The sequence below is a fragment of the Streptomyces sp. NPDC040718 genome, from assembly GCF_055593565.1.
Map to the genome: position 1 here is coordinate 20826 of NZ_JBVIXO010000025.1, position 15273 is coordinate 36098.

The window sequence follows — 15273 nt, forward strand, 5'->3', positions numbered from 1 at the left end:
GGTGCCGTCGGCCACCGCCGGACGGTGGATCGCAGAGGCCCGGAAGAAGGGCCTCGTCCCGGCCCTCCCCGCCCGGGAGAAGTAGCCCCTACTCCACGCGGCTGCCGTACGCGCCCAGCCGGCCGCACTCCAGGACCGTCGCCGTCACCGGGCGCTCGCGCAGGATCTGCCGGGCCCGGTGTTCGCCGAGGCTCGTCGCGTACCAGGGGGCGTCGCGGGCGGTACGCAGGTCGGCTTCGATGCCCATCAGGGCGCAGGAGCGGCGGGGTTCGGGCAGGCGGTCCAGGTAGGGGGCGGCGTCCGAGGAGAGGTCGCGCAGGTAGGCGAGGTCCAGCTTGTTGTCCTGCTGGTAGCGGTTCACGTTGTACTCCGCGATGATCCCGTCCGGCGAAGCCAGCCCGAAGGCCAGTACCGCCGCCGCCGCGCTGCCGACGACCGCGCGGGCCAGCCAGCGCCCGCCCGCGATCCCGGCCGCCATCAGCAGCACGATGACCAGGCCCAGCCACAGTTCCATGGTCACCACCGACAGGCGGAGCCTGGTCAGGCCGTACGCGTCCACGTACAGGTCCATCCGGCGCACCGCCGAGGCGACCACCACCAGCGTCAGCAGGCACAGCGTCCCCAGTACCGAGCGGACCAGGCGCCGGTCGCCGGCCCCGCCGCGCGGCGCCCAGCGCAGCGCGAGCGCGATGACGCCGAGGACGAAGAGGGTGGCCCACAGCAGCTGCCAGAACCCCTGGCGCGCGTACTCGGCGTACGTGAGGCCCGTGCTCTCCAGCACCTTGTCGTAGCCGCCGAACAGCACCGCCAGCTGTACGGCGTTGAACCCGGCAAAGAGCAGGTTCAGCACGATCAGCGGCAGGCTCCACTCCACCCGGGAACGCGCCTTCCACTGCCGGGACTTGACCCGGTCCCAGCGGTGCGGGGCCGCGGCCGTGCGGGCGGCGGCGAGCGCCAGGACCGTGCCGAGCAGGAAGAGCAGGAACCGGAACGGCCCCTCCCCCACCGAGACGTCGGGCAGCAGGCCGCCGATCAGGTCCGCGAAGGCCGCGTCGGCGGAGGCGAACAGCGCCCCGAAGACGAGCAGCAGGGCCGCCGCCACCAGCGTCGCCTTGACCACGGACAGCCAGCGCTCGCGGCCCGCCCCGCCGCCGCGCGACCGTACGCCCGACCAGGCCCAGCCGACGCCGGTGACCGCGCTGTCGAAGAAGCCGAGCGGGGCGAGCAGTACGCCGGGCCAGCGGCGGGTTCCGTGCAGGGCCAGGGCGGCCAGCAGCACGGCGGCGAGGACCGCGAGCGTGGACGGCCAGGCGGAGTCCCGCAGCGCCGGAACGGCGAGCAGCGCCACGCAGCCGACCGCCCACAGCAGGCTCCAGGGGCGGGCCTTGCGCCCGGCCGCGCGGGCGGCGGCGTACGCGGCCACCATGGCGGGCAGCACCGCGAGCAGCAGGCCGGGGCCCATGCCGTCCCCGAGGGCGACGGCGGTGGTGAGGCCGGCCGCGAGCGCGGCGACGAGGGTGGCGGTGTGGATCGGCGCGGCGTCGGCGGGGCGGATCCGGCGCCACATCGAGTTCGCGGCCCGCGCGGCGGCCGCGTCCCGGGCCTGCTGCTGGCGCAGCCGGAGCTGCTCCATCTGCCAGGCGTGCCAGGCGGCCGGGTCGTGCCCGATCAACCCGGGCGCGAGGGGCGGCGGAAGCGGCGCCGCGGGAGGCGGCGGGGCCTGGCCGGCCGGCGGAGCCGGAGGCTGCCCGGCCGCCGACGCGGCCCGGCCGGGCGCCGGGGCCTGGGCGGCGGGCGCCGGGGGCTGACCCGGTGCCGGGGGCTGGGCGGCCGGCGTAAGCGGAGTCCGGGCGGGCCCGCCCGCTTTCGCCTCTTCGGCCTTGTCGGCGTTCTCGGACATCGGGTCCCTCCCCTGTTGCGGAGCGGCCAGCGTAGGCCCGCACCACCAGGTTTTGAACACATTCAACTCACCCTTGTGGCAGGACCGTGACAATCCGAGCGCCACAGGCACCCCGCTCAGCCGACCGTGAGGACGATCTTTCCTGTGGTCCGTCCCGTTTCGCCCAAGGCATGGGCCTCCGCCGCCCGTTCCAGGGGGAAGACCTCCCCGGACCTCAGGGACGGGCCGCCAGGAGTTCGGCGTAGGGGAGCATCGTGAAAGGGGTGTCGTACTGGGTGACGCCGTACCTTTCGGCGTTCTCCAGGTCCGTCGACAGCCGGCCCCTGGAATCCAGCGGGGAGATCTGGAAGGTGAACCCGCTCTCCGTCCCGTTCACCCACCGGGTCGACGTGAGGTAGCGGGGCCTGCGCGTCACGTTGACGATGTTGTTGTTGTGGCGCACCCGCCCGTGGTGCATGACGTAGTCGTTGCACGGCTCGGGGCAGTCGAAGTACCGGCCCGGCTTCTCCTTCCAGGAGAAGATCGGAAGGTAGTACCTGCTGTCGACCGTCCCCCGGTCGCCCCTCATGAAGATGATCGACATACGGGTCATGACGACGTCGTACTTCTTGTCCGTGGGGATCTGGATCACCCGCTCCAAGGAGAAATCCGTTCCGGACGCGATCCACGCGCCTGCTCCCGCGACGACCGGACCGGTGTCGACGAGCCTGTAACCCGTGGGCCGCACGTGGATCTCCGTGCCCGTGGCGGACTCCATGTCCACCCTCCACTTGTCCCGGTCCAGCTCGGTCTTCGCCGCGTCGAAGGCCGCCTCCCTCCCCCACACCCAGTAGATGCTGTTGACCACGTACGCCGGAACGACCCCGTCGTTCGTGACGCGGAGCTTCACCGGGAGGTAGACGACGGGGCGCTTCGGATCCTTCCTCGGCGTCCCGAACTTCGCCTCCACCTTGAAGTGGAAGAGCGCCGCGGCCGGCTGGTACACCGCCGAGTAGACGAAGTTCGCCGACGCCAGCACCGCGGTCGCCACCACACCGGCGGTGAAGCTCTTCGGATGCGGGATCCCCTTCCAGGCCCGCTCCCGCCAGACCGTCCACAGCGCCCACAACGTCCACGCCGACAGCGCGAGGAACACCGGCAGGTACGGAGTCCACTCCCGCTCCTCGAACCACACCGCCAGCAGCAGCACCTCGGTCGCCATCGTGACGAGGACCCCCACCAGCACCAGCGCACCCGAGTACGGCAGCGCCCGCTTCCCCCAGAAGTCGAACACCGCGGCCGCCGCGACGGCCTGCACGGCCCCGGCGAGCACGAACAGCATCCCCGCCAGCCGCCCCGAGAAGGTCAGCGCCCCCAGCGCGTCCACCATCCCCACCCGGGCCAGGAGCAGCGCCGACACCAGCAGCCCGGCGGCCAGCACGGCCATGGTGGCGCGCCGGCGGCCCGCGCGGTCCGGCCAGGTGGCGGCGTCCGCCCCGCGCCAGGCCACACGGGCCCGGTCCGACAGGTCCGTGCCGGGCGGCAGCCCCGCACGGCGGAGCTGCCTGCGCAGATCACCCGGGGACCAGGCGCTCCCGGCCGGCTCGCCGTCGACGGTGACCGCCCGCAGGCCGCGCGCGTCCGGCGCCTGCACCACCACCCTGCGCGTACCCATGCCCCCAGGCTGGGCGCCGCGCCGGGCCCGCGCACCTGGGGCTACTCCACCCCGTGCCGGGCCGCTCCCCGACCGGAAGCCGGCCCCCGTAGGGTGCCCGGGTGACGACCCACCTCCCCACCTGCCCCTGCTGCGGTGACGCGCTCGACGACGAGCGGCGCATCGACTTCGGCTTCAACCTGCCCGAGGCCGCTTTCGGCCTGCCCGAGGAGGCCCTCCACCGGCCCGGCGTGCGCGCCCTGCTCCGGGTGGACGGGGTCGGCTCCTTCATCCGCTGCCTGCTGCCCGTCCGGCTGAGCCACGACACCGAGCTCGTCCTCGGCGCCTGGGTGCAGGTGGACGACGCCACCCTGCGGCGGGCCCACGAGCTGTGGGAGGAGCCCGGCTACGCGGACTTCGCCTTCACCGGCACGTTCGCCAACCTGATCCAGCCCTGGGGGGACGACCTGCTCGGCGCCGAGGTCGCCACCCGCGTCGCAGACCCGGACGAACTGCCCGTCGTCACCGACGTGCGCCACCGCGTGGCCTCCCGCGTGCTGACGCAGGTCTGGGACCGCGACGAGGTCCTCAGCCGCTTCCCGTACCCGCTCCCGGTGGACGTGCGCACCGACCTCGGCGACCACTGGTCGGTGGTGCGCACCGCCGGCCTCACGGCCGGCTTCGCCGACGGCCACGACCGCTACACCGCTCCCGACCGCACCGCGTCCGTCAGCCTGAAGCGGGACGACGTCCCGGGCCGATCCCCGGCGGACTTCCTCACCGCCCTGATGTCGGGCGCCCCCGACACCCGGCCCGCCCAGCGGGTGCGCGAGGAACTGCCCGACGGCGGGCTGCGGTACGCGTTCTGGATGACCCCGCAGGACCACGGCCGGCCGCGCCACGAGTTCTACGGGTTCGCCCTGCACCCCTCCGGCAGCGGCGCCGGGATCTTCTGCACCCACGAGGACCCCGACGGCCTGGCCTGGGCCCAGCGGATGTGGCGCTCCCTGGAGTGCTCCCCGCCCGGGAACGGGATCAGCTGACGGCGCCGCCGAACCACCTGGGCAGGTGGGCGAGGAGCTCGCGCCCGTCCTCGCCCGCCCAGGCCACGTAGCCGTCCGGGCGCAGCAGCACCGACGGCGCGCCCGGCTCCCCGCCGGTGTCGGTGACGTGGTCGACCCGGTCCTCCCAGCCCGCCACCGACAGCCCGCCGGTCCGGTCGAGGAGCAGGCCCCGGCCGGCGTGCATCAGCTCGTAGAGCCGCCCGGTCTTCAGCGTGACGTCCCGCATCCGGCGGCCGAGCAGCTCGTGGCCGTCGCCGAGGTCGTAGCGGACGCCGACCGCGGAGGTCAGTTCGGTCACGTACCGGTTGACCTCCTCGAAGTCCAGCAGCTTCGAGAACAGCTCCCGCAGCGCGACCGCCCCGGCGGTGTTCTCCAGCAGCGCGGTCTGCGCCCGGGTGTTGGCGATGACGCCCGCGCCCACCGGGTGCCGTTCGGCCTCGTACGTGTCGAGGAGCCCGGCCGGGGCCCATCCGTTGACCTCGGCCGCGAGCTTCCAGCCGAGGTTGAACGCGTCCTGGACGCCCAGACTGAGGCCCTGGCCGCCGGTCGGCGGGTGGATGTGCGCCGCGTCGCCGGCCAGCAGCACCCGGCCGACCCGGTAGCGCTCGGCCTGCCGGGTGGCGTCGCCGACCCGGGACAGCCAGCGCGGCGAGTGCGCCCCGAAGTCGGTGCCCGCGTGGGCCCGCAGCCGCTCCTTGACCTCGTCGAGGGTCGTCTCGGCCGTACGGTCCTCCGCCACCCCGTCGGCGGGCACGATGACCCGGTACACGCCCTCGCCCATGGGGATGGTGCCGAACCGGACGTGGACCTTGCGCACCTCGGCCGTGACGGCGGCCACGGTCTCCGCGTCCTCGGCCAACTCCATGTCGCCCAGCAGCGTTTCGACCTTGGCGGGCTCCCCCGGGAACCCGACGCCGAGCAGCTTGCGCACCGTGCTGCGGCCCCCGTCGCAGCCGACGAGGTAACGCGCCCGCAGCCGCGACCCGTCGGACAGTCCGACGTCCACGCCGTCCGCGTCCTGGTCCAGCCCTACGACCTCGCAGCCGCGCCGGAGCTCGGCGCCCAGCTCCACGGCCCGCTCGGCCAGCAGCCGTTCGGTGACGGTCTGCGGGGTGGCGAGGCCGTACGGGTGCGCGGTGTCCAACAGCTCCGGGCGCAGTTTGACGAGGCCCCCGAAGTCGCTGACCCGGTACGGCTCGCTGACCGCGAGGAACCGTTCCAGCAGGCCCCGCTGGTCCAGCATCTCAACGCTGCGCACCTGCATGCCGCGCCCGCGGGACTGCCCGGCCGGCTCGGTGAGCCGTTCGAGCACGACCGTCCGCACCCCGGCGAGCCGCAGCTCGGCGGCCAGCATCAGGCCGGTCGGCCCGCCGCCGGCGATGACCACGTCGATGGTGTCGATCGCGTCGATCGTCTTCAACTTTTCCCCGTTTCCCCAGGTCATGGCTACGAGTGGGGATTCTGGACCATGACCGGGGCCTTGCGGCAAGTCCCCCCGCAGGCTATAAGTTGATCAAGGCAAGGGGCTCGCGGGCTCCTTGCCTTTGCCGTTTCCCTCACGGGGAGTGCAGGGCGGCATGGGCGACGATGGCCAGTTGGATGCGATTGCTCGTACCGGTCTTGTGGCGCAGGCGGCGCAGGTAGGTGTCGACGGTGTGGGGGCTCAGCGCCATGCGGCGGGCGATGGCCCGGTCCGTCGCCCCCTCCGTGAGATGTCCGAGGAGCTCCTGCTCGCGGGCCGTGAACGTGGGCCGGGGTGCGGGGTGCGCGGTCATGGACGGGCCTCCGTGTCGTGGGTGGGCGGCTCGTCAGACCATCTTGTCCCGCGGGGGCACCGGCCCCCAGCCGTTGCCGCTCCCCTCACCGCCTAAGCCGCGAGGGAGCCCTCGGGCGGGCAGCCGCGGCAGCGGCCGGGGCCTGGGGCGCGGAAGGCGCGGTCGCAGCCGTCGCAGTTCTGCATCGGGTCCGGCCGCCGGGCGGTATCCCCGGCCGGCGGTGGCGTGACCGGCATGTGCGGCGGGATCCCCTTCCGCAGCCGGTACCCGATCACCGCCGCCGGGCTGCGCATGTCGGGGGGCAGGTCCGAGGTCAGTACGCGCCGTACGGCCTCCGGCTCGGCCCCCCGGTCCAGCCAGGCCACCACCTCGGGCGCGAGCCGCCGTACGTCCCGCTCGGCGAGCAGCAGCCGGGGGTCGTCGCAGCGCAGCCGGGCGAGGAGGTCGACGGCGTCCTGGCGGGGCGCCGGGCCCTCCGGGGTCGAAGCCGGGGAGCGCTCGGGCACGGGTACGCGTACGGGCTCCGGCTCCGGTACGGGGGCCCGTTCGGCCGGGGGCGGGAGCGGCGGGTCGTCCTCCGGCGGGACGGTGCCGCGCGGCCGGTTGTAGGACACCGTCCGGGTGATCAGCCTGCCCTCGGGGGTCCGTACGCGGGTCCGCTCCAGGTACCCGGCCGCCTCCAGCTCCCGCAGCGCGGCGGCGATCCGGATCTCCCCCTCGGGGAAGCGGGCGGTGAGCTCCTTGATGCCGATCCCGGTCCCGGCGGCCAGCGACTGGATGTGCACCGCGAGCCCGATCGCCACCAGCGACAGCACCTGGTGCTGGGCGAGGTGGTTGCCGATCACCACGTAGTGGTCGGCGTGCCGCACGTTGACGTGGATGACACCTGATGGGATGGTCCCGCGTCGAACACGGGACGAGGCGCGCGTGCGCGCGCTAGGGTTCTTGAACGCCATTGGGAAGGTCCGACTTCCTCGTTGGTCAGGCCCTCGCCCGGGATGCCACTCCCGGCGGGGGCCGTCTCATGTCTGCTGTTGTGCGGCGAGCATATGCCCGGCAACCACCCCGAAATCCAGCCGAGTTGGCACAGTTCACCCGAGCGAGTGAGCGGGGGCCGGGGGGTGGGTTGGGTGGATTTACCTCGGTACTTACGGGGTTACGTCGAGGGTCACCGGATCCCGTCGGCCCACGTCCCGGATGAGTACACGGACCGGCGGATCCTGAGTACGGCGGCGCAGGTGGGACGGCCTCGCAGCGGCTTGGCTGGGCCCATGCGCGAAACCAAGAGCACCGCACTGGCCTGGGCCACGGCACTGGCGTTGGCACTGGTCCCGGTGGCGTTCCTCTTCGGGGCCCTGGGCGGGATGGCCGAACAGGTCCACCCCGAGGCCGTGGCCGTGCTGAAGGTGTTCTGGCTCGCCTCCTGGGCGGCCACCCCGCCGCTCGCCCTCGCCGGCTGGCTCCTCCGCCGCCGCCCGGCCCTGCTCACCGCCGGACGCTGGACGGGCTGGATCGCGGTGGTCCCGGTTCCGGTCACGATCCTGCTGGCGTCCCGCCTGTAGGCAGGTCCACCTCCGCCCACACCGCCTTGCGCGGCGGCGGCCCCTGCTCCACCCCCCACCGGTCGGCCAGCGCCGCCACCACTGCTAGCCCCCGGCCGCCCTCGGCGTCCAACGCCGCATCCCGGAGGAGCGGGATCCGGTCACGACAGGTGTCCGCCACCTCGATCCGGAGCGCCCCGTCGGCCAGACTGAGCACCACCAGGAAGTCCCGCCCGGCCACCCGCCCGTGGGTCACGGCGTTGGCCGCCAGCTCCGCCACGATCAGCGCGGGCCCGTCCGTCGGCAGCCCCCACTCACGCAGCTTCTCGACGGCGAGCCGCCGCACCTGCTGGGCACTTCGGGGCGTTGCGGGCAGCTGGACGCCGAACTGATGTGCAGAGCACCAGATTTGATTGGTCACGTCACCCAGCGTGGGGCGGCGTGGCTACCGTGAGAAGCGTTAACGCCGGTGCGTCCGGGGTTTGTCCGGCGCTTGTCCGGTGCTGTCCGGGCTGTCCTGGAAGCCTTACGGGCAAGGGGCGTTGAGGAACTTCGGTGCGTCGGAGGTGGGGCACGCATGGCGGTTGGGGCAGAAGACGCGGGCTGGGAAGTCGACCCGGATGACGAGCAGGGAATCGCCGTGCTGGCCGCACTCGGCCGCCAGCTGAAGGCCTGGCGGGAGAAGGCAGGGATGAAGGCAGCCGCCTTCGGGGTGGAGATCGGGTACGGCGAGGACCAGGTCCGCAAGGTCGAGGGAGGGAAGAGAATCCCGCGCCCGGAATACCTGGACAGGGCGGACGAAGTGCTGGGGGCAGGCGGCCAGATCGCCGCGATGAAAGAGGACACGGAGCAGGTCCGGTACCCCAAGAAGGTGCGGGACCTGGCCAAGCTGGAGGCCAAGGCCGTGGAGATCGGGGTCTACAGCACTCACCTCGTCCATGGGCTGCTACAGACCCCGGAACACGCTCGCGCGCTCTTCGAGATGCGGCAACCCGCCTATCTTCGGGACGAGATCGAGACCTACGTGAGCGCACGCATGGCCCGGCGATCCGTCTTCGATCGCCAGCCCGCCCCGTCGCTCACCTTCGTCCAGGAAGAGGCGTCCCTACGGCGTCCCATCGGAGGCACAATGGTGTGGCGGCGGCAACTCGAACGACTGTTGGAACTAAGCCGCTTGCGGCACGTGTCGTTCCAGGTGATGCCGGCAGACCGCGAAGTGCACGCCGGAATGGACGGCGGAATCGAAGTGCTGAAGTTCGCGGACGGCACAGCGGTGGGCCGCTCGGAAGGCGCCTTCGGGGGGCGGCCGGTTTCGGATCCGAGGCAGCTCAGGATCCTCGAACTCCGCTATGGCATGATCCGAGCCCAGGCGCTGACACCCCTGGAGTCTCGTGACTTCGTCGAAGAACTGCTGGGAGAGACATGATCCACAACCCCGGGTTGGTCTGGTTCAAGAGCAGCTATAGCAGCGGCAGCGAAGGCGACTCCTGCGTCGAGGTGGCGCACGCCTGGTTCAAGAGCAGCTACAGCGACAGCAGCGACGGCAACGACTGCATCGAGGTGGCCTGGCACAAGAGCAGCTACAGCGACGGCAGCGAGGGCGACTCCTGCGTCGAGGTGTCGGGCACGCCCACCCGCATCCACGTCCGCGACTCCAAGGACACCGCCCTCCCCCACCTCACCTTCGGCCCCTCCGCCTGGACCGGCTTCCTTGCGGCACAATGACCCCTTGCAATCGCAGTAGTTGACGTTTCGGCCAGGGGGGCGGAATGCAGCCGGGGGCACAGCTGGCCGGGCGGTACCGGCTCGTCGAGCGGCTCGGGCAGGGCGGGATCGGCGAGGTCTGGCGGGCGCAGGACGTCGAGCTGGACCGGGCCGTGGCCGTGAAGGTGCTGCTGGAGTTCGACGCGTCCGAGGAGCTGCTCGGCCGGTTCCGCCGCGAGGCGTCCATCGGGGCGCGGCTCCAGCATCCCGGGATCACCGTCGTCCACGACATCGGCCGCCACGGCGACCGGCTGTTCATGGTGATGGAGCTGCTGGAGGGGCAGGACCTCTCCCGGCTCCTGGCCCGCACGCCCGGCGTGGGCCTCCCCCTCCCCCAGGTGCTCGACCTCGCCCTCCAGACGGCCGAGGCCCTGGCGGCCGCGCACGCGCAGAAGGTGGTGCACCGGGACCTGAAGCCCGGGAACCTCTTCCTCCTCTCCGACGGCCGCCTCAAGATCTGCGACTTCGGCATCGCCCGCACCGCCGACGCCACGGGCGGGCTCACCGTCACGGGCCGGGTGTTCGGGACGCCGTCGTACATGGCCCCCGAGCAGTGGCGGGGCGAGCACGTCGACGGGAGCTGCGACCTCTACGCCCTCGGGTGCGTGCTGTACGCGCTGCTGACCGGTGCGCCGCCGTTCGCGGGGACCGAGCAGGCCTGGGTGCTGATGCGGATGCACCTGGAGGAGGCGCCCCCGGCCCTGGGCGCCGTACGGGCCGACCTGCCGCCCGCGCTGGTGGAGCTGGTGGACGCGCTGCTGGCCAAGGAGCCGGACGCCCGCCCCGACGCCCTCGCCGTCGCCGACCGGCTGCGTACGCTCCTGCACGGGCCCGCCGTGCGCGACGTGCCCACCATGAACCTCGGGGCGGCCCCCACGGTCACCGACGCCCCCGGGCCGAACCGCCGCAACGTCCTGCTCGGCGGGCTCGGGCTGCTGGCGGGGGCCGGCGGCGGGACGTACGCCGTGTGGCGGCTGACCGGCGACAGGAAGAACGTCTCCGCGGGCTCCGGCGGCAAGAAGAACACCGGCGGGGACCCCGGCGACGGGGGCGACGCGGTCGGAACCGACGGGCTGCGCACGGTGCAGGAGGTCAGGAAGCACGCCGGCTCGGTGGATTCGGTGTCGGTGAGCCCGGACAGCAGGTACGTCGTCAGCGGCGGCAACGACCGCAGCGTCCAGCTGTTCAACTTCGCCGGCGGGGGCAGCATCACCCTCACCCCGATCGAGGACGCGGCCGTGACCTGCGTGTCCTACAGCCCTGACGGCAAGGTCATCGTCAGCGGGAGCGACAAGTCCCTGCGCCTGCACGACGTCTACAACCTGGAGTCCCTCGCCGTCCTGGCGGGACACACCGGGCTGGTGCGCGCGGTGGCGTTCAGCCCGGACAGCAAGACCCTGGCCAGCGCGGCCGACGACGGCACCGTCCGGCTCTGGGACGTGGTGACCCGCTCCACCGCCGCCGTCGCCACCCTCACCCGACACGCCAAGCCGGTGCTGTCGCTGGCGTTCAGCCCCGACGGGACCCTCGCCAGCGGCTGCGCCGACGGCACCATCCGCCTCTGGGACACCGCGAACCGCACCTCCACGGCCACGCTCACAGGCCACACCAAGGCCGTCGCCTCGGTGGCGTTCAGCCCCGACGGCAAGATCCTGGCCAGCGGGAGCGGCGACACCAGCATCCGCCTCTGGGACATCGCAACCCGCACCACCGCGGGCAGCCTCACCGGCCACAACACCATCGTCCGGTCGGTGGCGTTCAGCCCGGACGGCCAGGCCCTCGCCAGCGGCGGCGGCCGTACCGTCCGGCTGTGGGACGTCGCTTCCCGCCGGCCGCGCGCGACGCTCAACGGACACGGCGCGGCCGTGACCTCGGTCGCGTTCAGCCCGAGGGGCGACACCCTCGTCAGTGCGAGCGAGGACGACAGCATCCGGGTGTGGAAACGGTCCTGACGGCAGCGAAGATGGCCGGATGACGTCCATAGACCGGCCCGAGGACCAGGGGTGCCTGCGCTGGGTGCTCGCCGTACCCCTGGCCCTCCTCTACCTCCCGGCCACGTTCTTCCTCTACGGCGCGCTGGTGCTGCGGCCGGACTCCCCGTACGACCCGATGCGCGACGACGCGCGCGTCTACGCCGTGCTCTCGGTCGGGATGTGGTTCCTCGGGCTGCTCCTGACCGCCGTCCCCGTCTTCCACCGCAACCTCGGGCGGTGGTGGTACGCCGTGCCGTTCCTCCTGGCCGGGGTCGCGTACTGGCGGTGGCTGACGGTCTAGGACTCCGCCCCGGCGAGGCCGGCCAGCAGCTTCGCCGCCACCGCCGCCCCGTCCGTGTCGAACGCGGCGGCGACCGCGGCCGCCCGGGCGGCGGTCTCGGGGGTCAGGGCGGTCTCCAGCGCGGCCGACAGGGACTCCGCGGTCGGGGTCGGGCCGTCGTGGGCCGCGCCGATGCCGAGCCCGGCCACGCGGGAGGCGAAGTACGGCTGGTCCGCCCCCTGCGGGACGATCACCTGGGGCGCGCCGGAGCGGGTGGCGGTCGTCGTGGTGCCCGCGCCGCCGTGGTGGACGACGGCGGCGACCCGGGGGAAGAGCGCCTGGTGGTTGGCCTCGCCGACGACGAAGCAGTCGTCGGCGGCGTCGGCCGGGGCCAAGTCGGCCCAGCCCCGGGAGAGCAGCACGCGGCGGCCCTGCGCGCGGACGGCCTCCACGACCACCCGGGCGAGTCCTGCCGGGTCGGCCATGGGGATGCTGCCGAAGCCGACGTACACCGGGGGCTCGCCGGCGTCGAGGAACTCCACCAGGTCGGCGGGGAGCTGCCGCTCGTCGGGCAGCACCCACGCACCGGTCTGTACGACGTCCAGTCCGGCCGGCCGCACCCACGGGGCGAGGACGGGGTCGGTGGCCAGCCAGGGGCGGTCGGTGAAGACGTGGTCGCGGAGGTCGTCCACCGCCGGCAGGCCGACCGACTCGCGGAAGGCGTTGACGGCGTCGCCGAAGACGTCCTGCGCGTCGCGGGCGTCCCGCTCCCACAGCACCTCGTTGTCGGTGATCTCCGGCGGCAGCGGCCTGCCGGGGCGCGGGATCGGCGGGTGGTGCGGGGAGGGCAGGCTGACGGGCTGGTAGCTCGCGTACACGTACGGGACGCCCAGCTTCTCGGCGGCGGCCTTCACCCCGGCCACGGCCGGCACCAGGCCCGTCGCGAGCAGTACGTCACAGCCGTCGGCGGCCACGGCCATGACGTTCTCGTAGAACGCGGCGACCAGCTCGGCCGCCCGCTTCGGGAGGCCCCCCGGCGACGGCGGCACCTTCCCGGTCACCAGGTCGCGCACCGACGCGCCGGTCGGGACCATCTCCACGCCGACCCCGGCGAGGCGGCCGGCGAACTCCTCGTCCGGCGGCGCGCACACCAGCACCTCGGCCCCCAGCTCCCGCAACCGCACCGCGAGCCCGACGAGCGGCTCGACGCCCCCGCGCGAATCGTAGGCGGACAGCACTACACGCATTCCGTACTCCCAAATCCCCTGTGTCCGGCTCAGGTTGGCGAGTCTGCACCACGGTGGTGATCTTGTGGCAAGCCCCGGGCTGCGCTATACGTTGGTCATGGCCAAGGAATTCCAGGTGACGTACGACTGCGCGGACCCGGCGGCGCTGGCGGCCTTCTGGGCCGAGGTGCTGGGCTACCACGTCCAGCCACCGCCGGAGGGCTTCGCCGACTGGCCGGCCGCGCTGACGGCGTGGGGCGTGCCGCCCGAGCAGCACAACAGCCGGTCGGCGATCACTGACCCGGACGGCAAGGGCCCGCGGATCTTCTTCCAGCAGATCCCGGAGGGCAAGACGGTGAAGAACCGCCTGCACCTGGACGTCCGCTCGGCCCCGGGCCTGAAGGGCACGGAGCGGATGGACGCGCTGGAGGTGGAGGCCGCCAGGCTGGAGGCCCTGGGCGCCGAACGCCTGTACCGCCTCGAACCGGACGGCATCGACGAGGGCATCATCGTGCTGGCCGACCCCGAGGGCAACGAGTTCTGCCTGGACTGACGCACGAACGCCGCGGCCCCCGCCCGGAATCCCGGGCGGGGGCCGCGGCGTATGCCGTGGGGTCGTGATCAGGCGGCGACGGGGACCGGCGCGGCGGCCTTCTCGTCCAGCGGGGAGGACGAGGCGGCGGCGTAGGCCTCCTTGTCGAGGATCCCCTCACGGGCGGCGACGATCACGGGGACGACCGCCTGGCCGGCGACGTTCGTGGCCGTGCGCATCATGTCGAGGATCGGGTCGATCGCCATCAGCAGGCCGACGCCGGCGAGCGGCAGGCCCAGGGTGGAGAGGGTCAGGGTGAGCATCACGGTCGCGCCGGTCAGGCCGGCCGTGGCGGCGGAGCCGACCACCGAGACGAACGCGATGAGCAGGTACTCCTTGATGCCGAGCTGCACGTCGAAGATGTTCGCGATGAAGATCGCGGCGAGCGCCGGGTAGATCGCGGCGCAGCCGTCCATCTTGGTCGTGGCGCCGAACGGGACGGCGAAGGAGGCGTACTCCTTCGGGACGCCGAGGCGCTCGGTGACCTTCTGGGTGACCGGCATGGTGCCGACCGAGGAGCGGGAGACGAAGGCCAGCTGGATGGCGGGCCAGGCGCCCTTGAAGAACTGGACCGGGTTGACCTTGGCGACCGTCGCGAGGAGCAGCGGGTAGACGCCGAACATGACGAGCGCCGAGCCGATGTAGATGTCGGCGGTGAACGTGGCGTACTTGCCGATGAGGTCCCAGCCGTAGCTGGCGATGGCGGTGCCGATGAGGCCGACGGTGCCGATCGGGGCGAGGCGGATGACCCACCACAGGGCCTTCTGGAGGAGCTCCAGAGCGGACTCGGCGAGGTTCAGGACGGGCTGGGCCTTGGCGCCGAGCTGGAGGGCGGCGACGCCGGCGACGGCGGCGAGGAAGACGATCTGGAGGACGTTCAGCTCGGTGAAGGGCGTGACGATGTCCTTCGGCACGATGCCGGTCAGGAAGTCGATCCAGGAGCCGTGCCGCTTGGGCTCCTTGCCGTCGGCCGGGGTGAGGCCGGTGCCGGCGCCCGGGTCCGTCAGCAGGCCGATCGCGAGGCCGATGCCCACCGAGATCAGCGAGGTGACCATGAACCAGAGCAGGGTGCGGGAGGCGAGCCGGGCGGCGTTGTTCACCTTCCGGAGGTTGGTGATGGACACCAGGATGGCGAAGAAGACGAGCGGGGCGACGGCCAGCTTGAGGAGCTGGATGAATATGTCGCCGACCTGCTCCAGGGTGGTCTTCAGCCAGCTGACGTCCTGGCTGCGGGCCAGCCAGCCGAAGAGGACGCCGAGCACGAGGCCGGTGACGATCTGGGCCCAGAACGGGAACTTGAAGGAGGCCTTGGCGGGAGCCTGGGCCTGGGGGGACGCGGACACGACACACTCCGGGGGACGCACGGACGTACGGCGGAAGGTTTCTGCAAGGGGTGCGGTACGGCGGCAGCCGGAAAGGGGCCGGGCCGGCCGGGGACCGCTGCTGGGGCGGCTGGGCTTCAGCCTCAGCAGTGACAGCAACAGGCCGCGGACACGCGGCGGCAGAAGTCGACGTGCAGGCGCGC

Annotated in this window: 15 protein-coding genes and 1 pseudogene; 7 read left to right on the forward strand and 9 right to left on the reverse strand. The window is 72.9% G+C overall.

Going from position 1 to position 15273, the window contains the following annotated elements:
- Positions 1 to 88: 88 nt before the first annotated feature.
- From ACZ597_RS34255 to ACZ597_RS34265, 3 genes and pseudogenes are all read right to left on the reverse strand, one after another.
- On the reverse strand, positions 89 to 1900 hold the full coding sequence (locus tag ACZ597_RS34255; protein WP_471339057.1) for a DUF4153 domain-containing protein: 1812 nt from the start codon (positions 1898 to 1900) through the stop codon (positions 89 to 91).
- A 116-nt stretch (positions 1901 to 2016) separates the two neighbouring features.
- Positions 2017 to 2103: pseudogene (locus tag ACZ597_RS34260) on the reverse strand (zinc-binding dehydrogenase); the annotation flags it as partial.
- Between the two features lie 11 nt (positions 2104 to 2114).
- The gene (locus tag ACZ597_RS34265; protein ID WP_471339059.1) at positions 2115 to 3554 is read right to left on the reverse strand and encodes a hypothetical protein; all 1440 of its coding nucleotides are present in this window, start codon (positions 3552 to 3554) and stop codon (positions 2115 to 2117) included.
- A gap of 101 nt (positions 3555 to 3655) precedes the next feature.
- Between ACZ597_RS34265 and ACZ597_RS34270 the strand changes: the two genes are divergently transcribed.
- The gene (locus ACZ597_RS34270) at positions 3656 to 4576 is read left to right on the forward strand and encodes a DUF2199 domain-containing protein (protein ID WP_471339061.1); all 921 of its coding nucleotides are present in this window, start codon (positions 3656 to 3658) and stop codon (positions 4574 to 4576) included.
- Here ACZ597_RS34270 and ACZ597_RS34275 read toward each other — a convergent pair.
- The 3 genes from ACZ597_RS34275 to ACZ597_RS34285 all read right to left on the reverse strand — a co-directional run bounded on the left by ACZ597_RS34275 (position 4569) and on the right by ACZ597_RS34285 (position 7241).
- Positions 4569 to 6017 (reverse strand): FAD-dependent monooxygenase, encoded by a 1449-nt coding sequence (locus ACZ597_RS34275; RefSeq protein WP_471339064.1) that lies wholly within the window; start codon positions 6015 to 6017, stop codon positions 4569 to 4571. The two genes, ACZ597_RS34270 and ACZ597_RS34275, sit on opposite strands and share 8 nt — an antisense overlap.
- Before the next feature lie 136 nt (positions 6018 to 6153).
- A complete protein-coding gene (locus tag ACZ597_RS34280) occupies positions 6154 to 6372 on the reverse strand; it encodes a response regulator transcription factor (RefSeq protein ID WP_471339066.1) in 219 nt (72 codons plus the stop codon).
- A gap of 92 nt (positions 6373 to 6464) precedes the next feature.
- Complete coding sequence (locus tag ACZ597_RS34285) at positions 6465 to 7241, reverse strand: helix-turn-helix domain-containing protein (RefSeq protein WP_471339068.1); 777 nt, start codon at positions 7239 to 7241, stop codon at positions 6465 to 6467.
- Between the two features lie 402 nt (positions 7242 to 7643).
- Here ACZ597_RS34285 and ACZ597_RS34290 point away from each other — a divergent pair, with 402 nt between their 5' ends.
- Complete coding sequence (locus ACZ597_RS34290) at positions 7644 to 7934, forward strand: hypothetical protein (protein WP_471339070.1); 291 nt, start codon at positions 7644 to 7646, stop codon at positions 7932 to 7934.
- On the opposite strand, the gene ACZ597_RS34295 is transcribed toward ACZ597_RS34290, so the two are convergent.
- Complete coding sequence (locus tag ACZ597_RS34295; protein ID WP_471339073.1) at positions 7906 to 8334, reverse strand: ATP-binding protein; 429 nt, start codon at positions 8332 to 8334, stop codon at positions 7906 to 7908. The genes ACZ597_RS34290 and ACZ597_RS34295 overlap by 29 nt on opposite strands.
- A gap of 156 nt (positions 8335 to 8490) precedes the next feature.
- On the opposite strand from ACZ597_RS34295, the gene ACZ597_RS34300 reads away from it, so the two are divergent.
- Genes ACZ597_RS34300 through ACZ597_RS34315 form a run of 4 tightly spaced genes read left to right on the forward strand, consistent with a single transcriptional unit; the run spans position 8491 to position 11951 of the window.
- Entirely contained in the window at positions 8491 to 9339 is an 849-nt protein-coding gene (locus ACZ597_RS34300) for a helix-turn-helix domain-containing protein (protein WP_471339075.1), read from the forward strand.
- Positions 9336 to 9638: a DUF397 domain-containing protein gene (locus tag ACZ597_RS34305; protein ID WP_471339077.1), complete on the forward strand. Its 303-nt coding sequence runs from the start codon at positions 9336 to 9338 to the stop codon at positions 9636 to 9638. The genes ACZ597_RS34300 and ACZ597_RS34305 overlap by 4 nt, the downstream gene beginning before the upstream one ends.
- A 44-nt stretch (positions 9639 to 9682) precedes the next feature.
- Entirely contained in the window at positions 9683 to 11629 is a 1947-nt protein-coding gene (locus ACZ597_RS34310) for a WD40 repeat domain-containing serine/threonine protein kinase (RefSeq protein WP_471339079.1), read from the forward strand.
- Positions 11630 to 11648: 19 nt separating this feature from the next.
- On the forward strand, positions 11649 to 11951 hold the full coding sequence (locus tag ACZ597_RS34315; protein ID WP_471339081.1) for a hypothetical protein: 303 nt from the start codon (positions 11649 to 11651) through the stop codon (positions 11949 to 11951).
- Here the strand turns inward: ACZ597_RS34315 and ACZ597_RS34320 are convergent.
- Entirely contained in the window at positions 11948 to 13177 is a 1230-nt protein-coding gene (locus tag ACZ597_RS34320; RefSeq protein WP_471339083.1) for a glycosyltransferase, read from the reverse strand. The genes ACZ597_RS34315 and ACZ597_RS34320 overlap by 4 nt on opposite strands.
- A gap of 97 nt (positions 13178 to 13274) precedes the next feature.
- Between ACZ597_RS34320 and ACZ597_RS34325 the strand changes: the two genes are divergently transcribed.
- Entirely contained in the window at positions 13275 to 13709 is a 435-nt protein-coding gene (locus ACZ597_RS34325; protein ID WP_471339085.1) for a VOC family protein, read from the forward strand.
- Between the two features lie 68 nt (positions 13710 to 13777).
- Here the strand turns inward: ACZ597_RS34325 and ACZ597_RS34330 are convergent, their stop codons facing one another.
- Positions 13778 to 15091 carry a dicarboxylate/amino acid:cation symporter gene (locus ACZ597_RS34330; protein WP_471339087.1) on the reverse strand — a complete coding sequence of 438 codons (1314 nt, stop codon included), beginning with the start codon at positions 15089 to 15091 and terminating at the stop codon, positions 13778 to 13780.
- Positions 15092 to 15273 lie beyond the last annotated feature (182 nt).

What these genes read in the sequence shown, in the direction of transcription:
- ACZ597_RS34255 (WP_471339057.1), bottom strand. Translation starts at nt 1,900, where the DNA reads ATGTCCGAGAACGCCGACAAGGCCGAAGAGGCGAAAGCGGGCGGGCCC.
- ACZ597_RS34265 (WP_471339059.1), bottom strand. Translation starts at nt 3,554, where the DNA reads ATGGGTACGCGCAGGGTGGTGGTGCAGGCGCCGGACGCGCGCGGCCTG.
- ACZ597_RS34280 (WP_471339066.1), bottom strand. Translation starts at nt 6,372, where the DNA reads ATGACCGCGCACCCCGCACCCCGGCCCACGTTCACGGCCCGCGAGCAG.
- ACZ597_RS34290 (WP_471339070.1), top strand. Translation starts at nt 7,644, where the DNA reads ATGCGCGAAACCAAGAGCACCGCACTGGCCTGGGCCACGGCACTGGCG.
- ACZ597_RS34300 (WP_471339075.1), top strand. Translation starts at nt 8,491, where the DNA reads ATGGCGGTTGGGGCAGAAGACGCGGGCTGGGAAGTCGACCCGGATGAC.
- ACZ597_RS34305 (WP_471339077.1), top strand. Translation starts at nt 9,336, where the DNA reads ATGATCCACAACCCCGGGTTGGTCTGGTTCAAGAGCAGCTATAGCAGC.
- ACZ597_RS34310 (WP_471339079.1), top strand. Translation starts at nt 9,683, where the DNA reads ATGCAGCCGGGGGCACAGCTGGCCGGGCGGTACCGGCTCGTCGAGCGG.
- ACZ597_RS34315 (WP_471339081.1), top strand. Translation starts at nt 11,649, where the DNA reads ATGACGTCCATAGACCGGCCCGAGGACCAGGGGTGCCTGCGCTGGGTG.
- ACZ597_RS34320 (WP_471339083.1), bottom strand. Translation starts at nt 13,177, where the DNA reads ATGCGTGTAGTGCTGTCCGCCTACGATTCGCGCGGGGGCGTCGAGCCG.
- ACZ597_RS34325 (WP_471339085.1), top strand. Translation starts at nt 13,275, where the DNA reads ATGGCCAAGGAATTCCAGGTGACGTACGACTGCGCGGACCCGGCGGCG.